The 12,862-nt window shown below is 65.3% G+C and carries 13 protein-coding genes and 2 tRNA genes; 6 read left to right on the plus strand and 9 right to left on the minus strand.

The features are described 5' to 3' along the window. Positions 1-62: 62 nt before the first annotated feature. The 3 genes from WKB88_RS12335 to WKB88_RS12345 form a co-directional block, all read right to left on the minus strand. Positions 63-138: transfer RNA gene (locus WKB88_RS12335), tRNA-His, on the minus strand. A 142-nt stretch (positions 139-280) separates the two neighbouring features. Beyond that, a complete protein-coding gene (gene orn, locus WKB88_RS12340; RefSeq protein ID WP_341394850.1) occupies positions 281-883 on the minus strand; it encodes an oligoribonuclease in 603 nt (200 codons plus the stop codon). Between the two features lie 27 nt (positions 884-910). Continuing rightward, on the minus strand, positions 911-1,711 hold the full coding sequence (locus WKB88_RS12345; protein ID WP_341394851.1) for a hypothetical protein: 801 nt from the start codon (positions 1,709-1,711) through the stop codon (positions 911-913). A gap of 462 nt (positions 1,712-2,173) precedes the next feature. Between WKB88_RS12345 and mptB the strand changes: the two genes are divergently transcribed. Next, positions 2,174-3,712, plus strand: a complete 1,539-nt coding sequence (gene mptB, locus WKB88_RS12350; protein ID WP_341394852.1) for a polyprenol phosphomannose-dependent alpha 1,6 mannosyltransferase MptB — start codon at positions 2,174-2,176, stop codon at positions 3,710-3,712. Here the strand turns inward: mptB and WKB88_RS12355 are convergent. Further along, complete coding sequence (locus WKB88_RS12355) at positions 3,675-4,943, minus strand: glycosyltransferase 87 family protein (RefSeq protein WP_341394853.1); 1,269 nt, start codon at positions 4,941-4,943, stop codon at positions 3,675-3,677. The two genes, mptB and WKB88_RS12355, sit on opposite strands and share 38 nt — an antisense overlap. A 117-nt stretch (positions 4,944-5,060) precedes the next feature. Here WKB88_RS12355 and WKB88_RS12360 point away from each other — a divergent pair, with 117 nt between their 5' ends. Further along, entirely contained in the window at positions 5,061-5,474 is a 414-nt protein-coding gene (locus WKB88_RS12360) for a DUF3224 domain-containing protein (RefSeq protein ID WP_341394854.1), read from the plus strand. A 25-nt stretch (positions 5,475-5,499) separates the two neighbouring features. Here WKB88_RS12360 and WKB88_RS12365 read toward each other — a convergent pair whose 3' ends face one another. The 5 genes from WKB88_RS12365 to WKB88_RS12385 form a co-directional block, all read right to left on the minus strand. Continuing rightward, positions 5,500-6,255, minus strand: coding sequence for a M50 family metallopeptidase (locus tag WKB88_RS12365; RefSeq protein WP_341394855.1), 756 nt, complete (start codon positions 6,253-6,255; stop codon positions 5,500-5,502). Between the two features lie 102 nt (positions 6,256-6,357). Beyond that, complete coding sequence (locus WKB88_RS12370) at positions 6,358-7,191, minus strand: anti-sigma factor domain-containing protein (RefSeq protein ID WP_341395086.1); 834 nt, start codon at positions 7,189-7,191, stop codon at positions 6,358-6,360. Next, positions 7,175-7,744 (minus strand): RNA polymerase sigma factor, encoded by a 570-nt coding sequence (locus WKB88_RS12375; protein WP_341394856.1) that lies wholly within the window; start codon positions 7,742-7,744, stop codon positions 7,175-7,177. Before WKB88_RS12375 ends, WKB88_RS12370 begins: the two co-directional genes overlap by 17 nt. A gap of 80 nt (positions 7,745-7,824) precedes the next feature. Further along, positions 7,825-8,511, minus strand: coding sequence for a class F sortase (locus WKB88_RS12380; protein WP_341394857.1), 687 nt, complete (start codon positions 8,509-8,511; stop codon positions 7,825-7,827). Positions 8,512-8,646: 135 nt separating this feature from the next. Beyond that, entirely contained in the window at positions 8,647-9,468 is an 822-nt protein-coding gene (locus WKB88_RS12385; RefSeq protein WP_341394858.1) for a DUF4397 domain-containing protein, read from the minus strand. Positions 9,469-9,688: 220 nt separating this feature from the next. Here WKB88_RS12385 and WKB88_RS12390 point away from each other — a divergent pair. The 4 genes from WKB88_RS12390 to ettA all read left to right on the plus strand — a co-directional run bounded on the left by WKB88_RS12390 (position 9,689) and on the right by ettA (position 12,850). After that, positions 9,689-9,761, plus strand: a tRNA-Arg gene (locus tag WKB88_RS12390). 314 nt (positions 9,762-10,075) lie between these two features. After that, positions 10,076-10,645: a single-stranded DNA-binding protein gene (gene ssb, locus WKB88_RS12395; RefSeq protein ID WP_341394859.1), complete on the plus strand. Its 570-nt coding sequence runs from the start codon at positions 10,076-10,078 to the stop codon at positions 10,643-10,645. Beyond that, positions 10,642-11,100, plus strand: a complete 459-nt coding sequence (locus WKB88_RS12400) for a DUF6993 domain-containing protein (protein ID WP_341394860.1) — start codon at positions 10,642-10,644, stop codon at positions 11,098-11,100. The genes ssb and WKB88_RS12400 overlap by 4 nt, the downstream gene beginning before the upstream one ends. Before the next feature lie 67 nt (positions 11,101-11,167). Then, complete coding sequence (ettA, locus tag WKB88_RS12405) at positions 11,168-12,850, plus strand: energy-dependent translational throttle protein EttA (protein ID WP_341394861.1); 1,683 nt, start codon at positions 11,168-11,170, stop codon at positions 12,848-12,850. Positions 12,851-12,862 lie beyond the last annotated feature (12 nt).

Genomic DNA, 12,862 nt, shown 5'->3' on the forward strand with positions numbered 1-12,862 from the left:
CAGCAAAGGCCGCCCCGAATTATCCGGAGCGGCCTTTGGGAAGCTGGACCTGCCAACCTCATTGGGGTGAGTAACGGGGGTTGAACCCGCGACCTCCTGGACCACAACCAGGCGCTCTGCCAACTGAGCTATACCCACCATGTGCCTCGGATAACATATTCGCAAAGTCCAGGCGAGTGGTCTTTGCGAACTCATTTATCTGAGGCAGCGGAATCAAGCTTACACGGTTTTTCGGGTGGTCCTGACCAACTTCGGTTCGAGGGGCCCGAATGTGACCGAGCTAACCTTTCATGCCCTCCGCAATCTTCTTGGCCGTGGCTGAATCCGGGCCCGGTGCGGGAACGAAAACGGCCTCGCGGTAGTAGCGCAGCTCGTTAATGGAGTCCACGATGTCGCCCAGCGCACGGTGGTTGCCCGTCTTGGCAGGGGCCTGGAAGTACGCACGGGGGTACCAGCGGCGTGCCAGCTCCTTGATGGTGGAGACATCAATGATGCGGTAGTGCAGGTAGTCAATGACCTCGGGCATATCGCGGGCCAGGAACATTTTGTCCGTGCCCACCGAGTTTCCGGCGAGCTGGGCCTTCTTGGGCTCCGGGACCCACTTGGTGATGTATTCGATGACCTGGGCTTCAGCCTCCGCCATGGACATGCCGTGCGGCAGTTCGTCCAGCAGCTTCGAAGCGGTATGCATGTTCCGCACGAAGTCGCCCATCTGGGCCAGCGCGGCATCATCGGGGCGGATCACCACGTCCACGCCGTCACCGAGGATATTCAGCTCGGAGTCGGTCACCAGGACCGCAACCTCGATCAGGGCATCATTCTTGATGTCCAGGCCGGTCATTTCACAGTCGATCCATACAATGCGTTCATTAGTTATTGGCACAGAACCAATGTACCGCTTGGGTTCAGCTCAGAGGCTCGAGTGGCTGTGCTGCTGCCGCTCTGAGGATGTGCCGGATGCGCCGGCGGTCCCGGCGGTGTCGACGGCGGAGGCGGCGACATATCGCTGAACCGGGAACTGGCCTGTCTCGGGAGGGCCGAAGACCCGGGTCCACCGGCTTTCCACGGCGCCCTCGGGCATGCTGCTGTCGGCTGCGGTGCCGGTGCCCGCACCGGAACCCGCGCCGGAACCCGCGCCGGCGCCTGCCGCGCGGCGTGCCCGGCGGCTTTCGGGCAGGGCGGTTCCGGTGTCGATGCCCTGCAGGACCTGACCTGGAGGGGCCTGCGGAACGGCAGAGACCTCGGGCGGCGAGGAAGTTGTCCGGGCCGGAGCTGCTCCGGAGGCCGCAGCGGGTTTGCGTGCGAAGACGGAAACCACCGGCAGGACCCCTGTTGTGGGGTCGGCTGCACGCATCTGCTTGCGGGTCATTGGCGCTGCTGTACTGGCTGATGCGGGGGAGATTACAGCCGGGGTGAGCGCAGCCGCGGGGACCGCAGCCGAGGGTGCCTCGCCGGCGGGTTCAGGGGAGGACTCCCGGGGGACAGCCGGCGTGTCCGGTGTTTTTGCCGAAGCAGGGGAAGAGGATGAGACATACCAGACAGCCGCGAAGGAGAGCAGGAGCAGGAACCCGCAGGCTGCGGTAACCGGCCAGGCGATGCCGGCCCAGATCATGGTCCCGGCTGCCGTGACGGCAAGGAAAAGGCCCCAGCCGAGCAGGTCATTGTTCCTGGGGGACGGCTTTGGCGCCTGGAGTTTTGCACCTGCCGGCACTGCGCGTCCTCCGGAATTCCGGCGCGGCCGCAGCTCAGGCTCGGCCACGGCCGGAACGGCTTCTTTGACGCTGTCTCCGGAAACTTCTCCGGCTCCGTCTGCCGCCGCGTTGTCCGTCAGCGGGGACGGCTGCGGCGCCGTAAGGCGCGGCCCGTCGTCGTGCCGTTGTCTGTCTTCACTGTCTGCCCGGTGGCGCCCCACAGCCCATACCGCCTTGCCTTGATGATCCAAACCGATTTCAGTCTATGTGACGCTCCCCGCATCCCCGTGCTCCGGCTTCGGCGCGTCCGTGCGGTCCCTGCCGCCGTCCAGGCCGCGGGCTGCCTGCGGTGCTAATATTTGGGCTAACTGACGGTCGTCGCCGCTGCGTGCCGCAGCTCGTGAATTCGGCTGCGCCGTAACCCGGCCCGTGCCGCCACGCCGTCGGGCAACTGTACGAAACCAAAGATTGGAACCACGCAGATGGCCGCCCAGGTCCCCGCGACCGAGCCTTCGCCTCCGGGTACGGAGTCAGCGAAAGCCCAGAACCCCAACGTCGCGATTATCCAGGGGCTTGTTGGTTCCCTCATGATGCTCGCAGGTTCGCTTGGAGTCGGGTGGCTGTCACTGGCCTCCTACGACCTGCGCCGCAATCCGGTCATCATGTGGCTGCGCTTTGAACCCGAGGGCTCAGTGCTCTCGGTCTTCCTGCTGGCGCTGGGCGGCATGCTCCTCGTTAGGTCATGGCTGCGGCTGGGCCAGCGCATCACGTCCTGGGGGCCGGAAAGCCGGCCGGTGGTGCTGAAAGCGATCATTGCGTGGGCGGCCCCCATGTGCGTCGCCCTGCCGCTCTTCAGCCGCGACGTCTTTGCCTACATTGCGCAGGGGCTGGTCATGGTCAGCGGGTTGAATCCGTACAAGGACGGCTATTCGCAGATTTCCAACTACCTGCAGATCGGCGCCGACGACCTCTGGGCACAGAGCCCGACGCCGTACGGTCCGGTCTTTCTGTGGATGGAGGAACTGGTCATCCGGGTCACGGACGGCCAGCCCGAATACTCCATCCTGCTCTTCCGGCTGATTTCCCTGATCGGGGTGGCACTGTGCGTGTATTACGTGCCCAAACTCGCCGAACTGCACAACATTAATCCCAACCGCGCCCTGTGGCTCACCGCAGCCAACCCGCTGTTCCTGACCACCTTCATTGCCAGCATCCACAATGACGCACTGATGATCGGGCTGGCACTGGCCGGTTTGTACCTGGCCGCCACCAAGCGCGCGATTCCGGGCATCCTGCTCATTACGCTCTCCGTGGGCATCAAGCCGATCACACTGATTCTGCTGCCCTTCGTAGGCCTCATGTGGGCCGGCAAGGGGGCCTCCTGGCCGCGCAAGTTCCTCTACTGGTTCATGACCGCCGGGATCGCCCTGGGCCTCCTGTGGATCATGGGCATCATCAACGGATTCGGCTTCGGCTGGGTAGGTGCGCTGAGCACCCCGGGCAGCGTGTGGATCTGGTATGCCCCCATCGGGTTCCTCGGCATGCTCGTCGCCACGCTGGGCAACGCCCTGGGCCTTCCCGGCTGGACGTTTGCGGACATCGTGCACACGCTGGGCCGCGTCACCTCGATCATCATCGTGCTCTGGCAGATGTTCGTGGGCGAGTACAGCAAGCTGGTGCGCCGCCTGACGCTGGCGTTTGCCGCCGTCGTCCTCCTCGCGCCGATGATCCAGTCCTGGTACGTGGTGTGGCTGATTCCGCTGTTCGCCGTCACCGGTATCCGCAACGACTGGCAGGTCAAGACGCTGTACCTGGTCGTCTCGTTCTTCATGGTCTACGCGATCAGCGACCAGCTGGATATCTGGCCCTACTTTGACTTCAGCCTCAGCGCCGCCCGGCAGATTGCTGCCGTGACGGCACTGGGCTTTGCGATGTACCTGATTTTCCTTGACCCCAAGACGAAGGTCCTGTTCCGCAAGAAGCTTACAGAGCCGTCTCCGGGCGAACTCCGGGTGCGCTGAGGCGGGCGCTGCCGCCGGCCTTCGTCAGGCGCACAATCCGCTGCAGCGACCAGGCAAAAAGCACCAGCAGCAGGATGTTGCGGACCGTCAGCAGCAGGGCAACAACCACGTTCAGGTCGTTGTACAGGGCGGCATAGAACATCGGGTACACCAGGGTGGTCAGCGGCGCAATCACCAGCATCAGGATTGCCGGAACCAGCCAGCTGCGGCCCTCCCACGCCACGCCGACAGCAACCACGGCACCGAGCCACAGCATGAACTGCGGCGAGCCCACCTTGTTGAAAACGATGAACGCCGAAACCAGGGCCAGCGACCCGGCAATCAGCAGCTGCCCGGCGTCGGCGCCCCGGCGCATCGCCCAGAACAGCAGGACGACGACGGCGAGGGCCGCCAGCGCCAGCAGCGGCATCATCAGCGCGGCCACCGGCTCGCCGAGGGCGCCGCGGACTTCGCGCGTGTTGATGACCTTGTCCTCGAAGATAAAGGCATCGGATCCGCCCAGGATCGCCTGCCACAGGCCCGGCGTCGTGAACGGAGCTTCCATCTGCATTCCGCGCGCGCCCTGGGCGCCGACGAATGACAGCAGATGGGAGAGGCCTCCGCCGGCAACGACGATTCCGGCCATGACCGCCGACACCGCTGCACCTGTCAGCAGCAGGGTGGCGCGGCGGCGCCAGGTGACCAGGACCGCCAGGATGACGGCGGCCGGCCAGACCTTCATCCACGTGGCGAAGGCCAGCAGGGCGGAGGCGATCACAGGGCGGCTGGCCAGCAGGAGCAGGGCGACGATGACCAGGGGCGCAGTGAGCCCGTCGATCCGGCCCACCGCCACCGGGCCCAGCAGCCCGGTGACAACCAGCCACCAGTAGGACGCGGCGTACCGGGCCGGGGTGCCCGGCTTGCTCATGACGGCGACGGCGGCACCGTTCAGGGCCGTGAAGAGAAGGAACCAGACGAGCTGGTACGGGCCCCAGCCCAGCACCGCAGCCAGCAGCATGGGAACGAGGGCCCCGATCGGGTAAACCCAGTCATTGCTGATTCCCTGCCAGACGCCGTCGTTAATCCCCTCAAAAGCCCACTGCCGGTAGAAGTTGATGTCGCTCAGGACCCCGCCGGAGAAAATAAGCGATGACAGTGCCGCGAAGAACACCAGATGGACCAGAGCGAAGCAAATCCATAACGATTTCCGGCGCATGAAGCGCTCCTGCAAAGGGGCCAGTTTCTGCGACATTCCGGGTGGTTCTCCTTAGGTAATGCAGGTGCTGTGCCCCGTTCGGACACAGCGATAAGGCTACCGGCGGCCGTGCCGCGGCATGCAATCCGCCGTCGGACACGGGATACTGGTGAAATGACCGACGGAACAGAACACGTAATCACGGCAGATTTTGATGTCTCGGAATGGGAACCGACCCCTTATCAAGTGGAAGGGACCAACAGCGAACTTTCCACCGTCCGCGCCATAAAAATCTTCGAGGGGGACATCGTCGGCACCAGCGTCGCTGACCTCATCATGGCTGGAAATGCCGTTGGTGCAGGGTATGTCTGCTCCGAGGTGTTCGCCGGTTCAATCGCCGGACGGGAGGGGACCATGGTCATCCAGCACTGGGGCGTGGCCGAAGGAACGGCGACCGCGAGCTCCGGCCACATCATTCCCGGCTCCGGCACCGACGGACTTGCCGGGATTTCCGGCAAAGCGATTTTCACGCAGGAACCCGACGGACAGCACCGGCTCGAACTGCGCGTGACCCTGCCGGAAGACTGATCCGCCGGAAGACTGACCTGCCGGCTCAGGCGCCCCGCCCGGCGGGAAATGCCAGCCACAGGGCAGCAGCCACAGACGCCGCAATGACCGCGGCAAAGGCTGCCAGCCACAGCCCCGACGGAACACCCGTCCGCTGGTACAGGATGTAGGCGTCAGAGCTCTGCAGGGACCGCCGGCGCCGGGTATGCACGCCCAGGACCTTCAGCCAGTCCCGGACCGCCCCGGCGAGCAGCGCCGTTCCCACCGCCAGCGTGGCCCATGAGACGGCAACGGGCGACGCGAACCACACCAGCAGCACCGAAACGGCGGCACAGCCGCAGGCGATAACGAGTCCCTGCAGATTGCGGATGAAGAGCAGTGCCGCCAGCAGAACCAGCGCCCCGGCGGACAGCGCGGCTCCGGCCCAGCCGGAGAAGGCCGCCCACACCAGGACGGCGCCGGTCACAGCCGGAACGGGATAACCCCAGAAACCTGTCCACGCCGCAGCAAACCGGCTGCGCCCCATGCTGCGCATCTGCCCGGAATGATCAAACCTCAGCTGGATCCCTTTTACCACCTGCCCCGTCGTGAGCGCGGCAAATGCGTGCCCGAGCTCATGGACAAAGGTGACGAAGAGCCCGAACCACCGCCACACGGGCCGCGGAACGGTAAGTGCGGCGGCTGCGAGTGCAATCAGCAGCAAGACAGGCCAGGAGGTCTCCACAGGAGTGCCGCGCGAAAAACCCTCGAGGACCTTGGACCACCACTGCGATATGACGGCGCCGACACTGCCGGCGTCCACTACGAAACCACGTTCACTAAATAACCAAATTCCACTAAAGCGCTAAATCGTTTGGACAGTCGATGCCGCAATCGACGCCGCGGGGCGGGGCACCTGCCGGGGTCACAGATCCAGCTGTCCGCGCAGGATCGAGTCGCCTGAGTGCGCGGGATCGCCGTCGTACGGCTCGTCGGAAATATCCACAACGGGATACCGGCTCAGATCCAGGTCCGCGGGCAGCTCAAAGCGTGCCTCGGTACCTTCCATTGTGCCTAGGCTGACCATGGACGCTGCATCCGGGGCCAAAAGCCACACCTCACGGAACCCTTGGGCGGCATCGCTGCTGGATCTCACCACGAGTTCACGGCTGCCGTCCGGCAGCTGATCGATGACGGCGCTCCCGGTATCCGAGTACGACGCCAGGGGAGCCAGCTCCGCCGACGCCACCAGCTCCGGGCCGGGAACCGGATCCACGGCGCGCAGCGCTCCCCATGTGCCGGCTCCGGCGACAACGACGGCGGCTGCCGCGGCGGCCAGCCAGGTTCGGGTCCTCCTGCGGCGGGCAGCCGCAAGGGAGACCACGGAAGCGCCGGAGGCAGCGTGCTTATCGGCTGCAGATGAAGTTGCAGCTGAGGGGGTGGCGGGAGCGCCTGCTGTCAGCGGGTCCTGCCGAACGTCATCGCCCAGGTTCAGTTCGCGGTGGATGCCCGCCCAGACCGACGGGGCGGGAGCCGGCAGGCGAGAAGCAGGGCTGCTCCGCTCCGGAGCGGCGGTGCCCGCCGGCCCGGCGTCGTCGTACTCCCCGGCGCCTGCCCGCCGGGCGGCAGTGACAACCCGGGAAAAGGATCCGAGGTCCGCACGGCAGCGGGGACACTGCTCCAAGTGGGCGGCTTCGTCATCGGTGGCTGTTTCGCCCAACGCCAGGAGAGTGAGCGCGTCATCATGCAGGTGCTGCATCACTTACCTCCAATCTTTGCCTCAGGTGAACGAGGCTTCGGCGTATATGGCTTTTAACGGTTCCGAGCGGCATTTCGAGCCGGTCGGCAATCTGTTGGTGGGTCAGGTCATCGTGGAAGGCCAGCCGGAGGATTGACCCCTGCGGTTCACCGAGCCGATCGAGTTCCGCCTCGATTACCACCCTGTCGGCGACCCGGTCGGGATTGCCCGCGCCGTCGTCGGCCTCATCCCTCCGCTGGGAAGCGGCGGTTTCCCAGACACTCACTTCGCGGCCGCGGGAGGCACCCATCCCGGACGCGACATTGCGGGTGATCCCGACCAGCCAGGACAACAGACCGGACTGTTCCGGAGCATAGCTCGCCCGGTATTTCCAGGCCCGGATGAAGACTTCCTGTACGACGTCGTCTGCGGCAGCCGGATCAAACAGCCGCCGCAGAGCCAGCGACCGGATCAGGGGAGCAAACCGCCGGTACGCCTCCGCGAGGGCCGTCTCGCTGCCCGCAGCGAAGTCACGGTCAAGGACCGTGTCCTGCTCCACGGAACCGGGTGGCATCGGGTGCGGTCTCCTCATCTCGGGGCGCCGGCCGTTGAGGGCGCGGCCGGCCGGCCCGCCCGCGGGGTCGGCGGTTTTCCCTATGATAGCGGTGCCGCCGTCAGGACGACGTTATCTTCGTAGTCGTCCTGCGCCTCCAGCCATTCCCCGCCGCAGGTGACGAGTTTTAGCCGCGGTGATCCCGTACGGTCGAACAGGCGGTGCCCGTCCAAACTTCTCTTGGCGATGTTCTCCACCCCTTCCGTTGCATACCGCAGGACGGAGCCGTCCTCCCGGGTAACGGTCAGGACGGTTCCCGGGGTTACATCCTTGAGCCGGGCAATCGGCAGCTTTTCGGTGCGCGAATCCACGTGGGCGGCCAGCACGCTGGAACCTTCCCCGGCGCCGGGGGCCGGACCGTAGCGGTACCAGGCCGCCTGATAGTGGTTGTCCGGCAGGGCCATCGCACCGTTGGCTTCGACTCCTTCCGGGATCACTTCAAGGTCGATTCCGGTTCCCTCGACCTGGACCCGCACCGGCTGTGGGATGACGGCAGCGGCTTCCTGTACTGCGGGACGGAGGGGGATGGCAGCGGGATCCGGAGCGGGGCCGGGGACGGCAGCCGCCGGAGACGGGGCGGGGACGGCGGAAGTGGCTGCGGGACCGACGGCGCCGGGCGGAACGGATCCGTTCCCGTTTTCCTGCCCGCAGGCAGTGGAACCGGTGACCAGGGCGCCCGCCAGAACAGCGGCGGCCAGCAGGCGGCGGGCAGGGGCTGGGCGGAACATGCGGTGGGCCTTTCAGGTAGTGCAGTTTGGATTTTGCAGTTCGCCGGCGCAGCGGGGCCGCCCTTCGGAGCAGATGCTCGGGAAGGCGGCCCCGCTGCCGGTAAGTCCGGACCGGGATTCGGACTTAGTCCGGACCTACCGGCGGGAAGCGGCGGCGGCGCTGTTGCGGCGCACCGCTACTGCAGCACCGGTCAGGAGCATTACCGCAAGACCGGCTCCGGCTGCCAGTACCTGCCCGTTGTCCTCCTGTGAGGAAACCAGGGCGCCGGGCACGGCATTCGGTGCCGATTCCATGCCTTCGATGGTTTGGGTGGCCAGCGCGAGGTTTCCGGCCTCGAGTGAGCCCCACGCGTAAACGAAGGTATGGGTGCCTTCCGGCAGGGTGAGATCGGCCGGGCCGATGACCGGCTCGGTGGTTCCCGCTGCCGCCACCGAGGCGGACACGGTGCCGGCGTCGACAGCAAGAGTCTCCTCGCCGGGGTTCTCCAGTCCGGTGATCACCGGTGTGCCCCCGGCCAGGACGTCGACGGCGGGAGCCGCCGCAGTGTGCCGCACGGTCAGGTGCGACTTGCCCGGAGCCACGGTGGAGAGGTCGTTGGTGTAGAAGTTTGCGGTGGGTGCACCGGCGGCATCGAGATTCGCCACGGCGGTGTAGTTGCCTCCTGCAGCCATTTCCACGGTGACCGGGCCGATGATCGGTGCGGAGGCATCCGCGGCGTCCGGAGCGGTGATGGCCAGCTCGTAGCTGCCCGCCGGCAGGTCAAGCGGTCCGGCAAGCGTTCCGGGCGTGAAATCGTCCAGGGTCAGTGCTCCGTTGACGTACACATCAACCGTGGTGTCAGGCACGGCGTGAAGGACGGAGAGCTGGGCCGTGTCTGCGGCTGCCGCCGGGGTGAGGAACCCGACTCCGGCGGTCAAGCCTGCAGCTGCTGCGAGGGCGGTGACGGTCTTGCGCATGATGTCTCCTTGCTGGTCGCATCTCCACCGGCCGGTGAAAATGTGGTGTTGCTTACACCCCCTCTACTTCCGGCGGCCCGGGTTTGGATGCAGCTGCGGCGAAAATATTTGTTTGCGGGGCCTTTGTGGTGCCTGCCCACCGCCGCTGCAGCCAAGTTGCTGCCGGGCAGGGGTCCCTTGTGGATGAGTTGGGGCCGCTGCGTAGTATTATCGACAGGTCGCCTCCGTAGCTCAGGGGATAGAGCAGGAGCCTTCTAATCTCTTGGTCGCAGGTTCGAATCCTGCCGGGGGCACGCAAATGACTGAGGTTCCAACTCGCAGCGAAAACGCTTGGGGTTGGGACATCGGTCTTTTTTCGCTTAAACGGAGAAGCTTTTTGTAGTAAAACGAGCGTCCTTTGGGACCGGATCCCACAGGACTGCTCAAAGCCCATGTCCGCGCTCCTCCACAGCTCCCGGGACCGCGCCGTCTATCCACAGTTTGCACTGCCGCCGCCCGCCGGTGTCCCCGCGCAGCCAGACTTTCTCGTGTCCGCATATACCGGCGGGCTCAGCACACCAACGAGAAAACCACCCACAACGAGAAAACGAGGCAGGCGGGCAGCACTATGAGCGACACCATCACCGTGCGGGGGTATGTGGCCACGGAAGTCCGGAGCACCACTGCAGACAGCGGACTGGCCATTGCCAGTTTCCGGATGTGCTCCACAGAGAGGCGCTATGACAGGGAAGCCGGAAGCTGGGTGGACGGCCAGACCAACTGGTACTCGGTCAGCCTGTTCCGGCAACTGGCCACCAACGCGGCCTTCAGCATCCACAAGGGCGATCGGGTCATCGTGGCCGGACGGCTGAAAGTTCGCCAGTGGGCACTGGACGACGGGCGCAGCGGTACCTCCGTTGACATCGATGCGGAGACCGTAGGGCACGACCTGATGTGGGGCACCGCCAATTACCGGCGCAACGTCCAGGACCGTGCTTCCACCGGCGTCTCCGGTGGGGAAGAATCTGCGGCCGATGATCTCCCGGCGGATGTGGACCTGGAGACCGGTGAGCTGGTCGGCACGGACAGCAGCGGGGAAACCCTCACGGACACGCGCGACAGTACCGACGATCCATTTGCCGCTGCGGCTGCCGCCGCCGAGGCATCCGGGCGGGGGCATGGCACAATGGGCGGATGATTCGTGCACCGCGCAGCCGCCGGCCCCTGCTGACCCTGACCGTTCTGTTGGCTGGATCAGCGGCGCTGCTTGCCCCGGCGGCGGTGCCGGCAACTTCGGGCACGTCAACGCCGGTGGAGGCTGCCGCGCTTGCGGTGCCTGCCCTCCCGCCCGTTCCGGTGGCAGCGGAGGTGAGTGCTGACGCACTGACAACCACCCTGACGGCGCTCGCCGCATCGAAGCCCAGCCCCAACCGCGATGAGATCAGCCGGGCCTTCACCGACGCGGGTTTCACTGCCGGCTCGGTGGAAGTCTCACTGGACCGTACACCCACCGGGCTGGCCGTGGACTCCATCCGGGGAGCGGCCGCACAAGGGGACACCTGCCTCTTCGGGGAAGTGCGTGAGGGTCAGGTGTCGGTGTCCGCCCTTCCGGTGCTCGAGTCGGGATACTGCTTTGTGGGGGACCAGCGGTAGACCCCCCGGCCCGGCGGGCCCCGTGCCAAATGGCACTTATCGCAGTTGACGCACTAGCCTTAGTTATATGGCGGAATTTATCTACACGATGACCAAGGCCCGCAAGGCCGTTGGCGACAAAGTTATCCTCGACGACGTAAGCATGTCCTTCTACCCCGGTGCCAAGATCGGCGTGGTGGGTCCCAACGGTGCGGGTAAGTCCACCATCCTCAAGATCATGGCCGGACTGGATACCCCTTCCAACGGTGAGGCCCGGCTCAGCGCCGGCTACACCGTGGGCATCCTGCTCCAGGAACCGCCGCTGAATGAGGAGAAAACCGTACTCGGCAACGTCCAGGAGGGCGTTGGCGAGATTTATGCAAAAATCCAGCGGTTCAATGAAATTTCAGAAGCAATGTCCGAGCCGGACGCTGACTTTGACAGCCTGCTCGACGAAATGGGCAAGCTGCAGGAGGCCATTGACGCCGCCGACGCCTGGGATATTGACTCCCAGCTCGAGCAGGCCATGGACGCACTGCGCTGCCCGCCGCCCGAAGCGGATGTCACGCTGCTTTCAGGTGGTGAGCGGCGCCGCGTAGCACTGTGCAAGCTGCTGCTGCAGAAGCCTGACCTGCTGCTCCTCGACGAGCCCACTAACCACTTGGATGCTGAGAGCGTGCTGTGGCTCGAGCAGCACCTGTCGGCGTACCACGGTGCCGTTCTGGCCGTAACCCACGACCGGTACTTCCTGGACCATGTGGCCCAGTGGATCGCCGAAGTGGACCGCGGACACCTCTACCCGTACGAAGGCAACTACTCCACGTACCTGGAAAAGAAGCGGGCACGCCTGGAGGTTCAGGGCAAAAAGGACCAGAAGCTGGCCAAGCGCCTGACGGAGGAACTGGACTGGGTCCGTTCCAACGCCAAGGGCCGCCAGACCAAGTCGAAGGCCCGTCTGGCCCGCTACGAGGAAATGGCTGCCGAGGCTGACCGCACGCGGAAGCTGGACTTCGAAGAAATCCAGATCCCGCCGGGCCCGCGCCTGGGTTCGCTCGTGCTGGAGGCCAAGGACCTGCAGAAGGGCTTCGGCGACCGCCAGCTCATCGAGGGTCTGTCCTTCTCGCTGCCGCGCAACGGCATCGTCGGAGTGATCGGCCCGAACGGTGTGGGTAAGTCCACGCTGTTCAAGACCATTGTCGGTTTGGAAGAGCTCGACGGCGGTGACCTGAAGATCGGTGACTCCGTCAAGATCTCCTACGTGGACCAGTCCCGCGGCGGCATTGATCCGGAGAAGAGCCTGTGGGAAGTCGTGTCCGAAGGACATGACTGGATCCAGGTCGGCCAGGTCGAAATGCCCTCGCGTGCCTATGTTTCCGCCTTCGGCTTCAAGGGACCGGACCAGCAGAAGAAGGCCGGTGTGCTCTCCGGTGGTGAGCGCAACCGCCTGAACCTCGCCATGACCCTGAAGCAGGGTGGCAACCTGCTCCTGCTCGATGAGCCCACTAACGACCTCGACGTCGAAACCCTCTCCAGCCTGGAGAATGCGCTGCTGGAATTCCCCGGCTGCGCCGTGGTGGTCTCGCACGACCGGTGGTTCCTGGACCGGGTGTCCACGCACATCCTGGCCTATGAGGGCACCGAGGAGAACCCGGCAAACTGGTACTGGTTTGAAGGCAACTTCGAGGCGTACGAGCAGAACAAGATCGAGCGCCTGGGACCGGATGCAGCTAAGCCGCACCGGGTGACCCACCGCCGTCTGACGCGCGACTAGGAAATACTGCGG

Source organism: Arthrobacter sp. G119Y2 (assembly GCF_038069765.1).
Classification (GTDB): Bacteria; Actinomycetota; Actinomycetes; order Actinomycetales; family Micrococcaceae; genus Arthrobacter_B.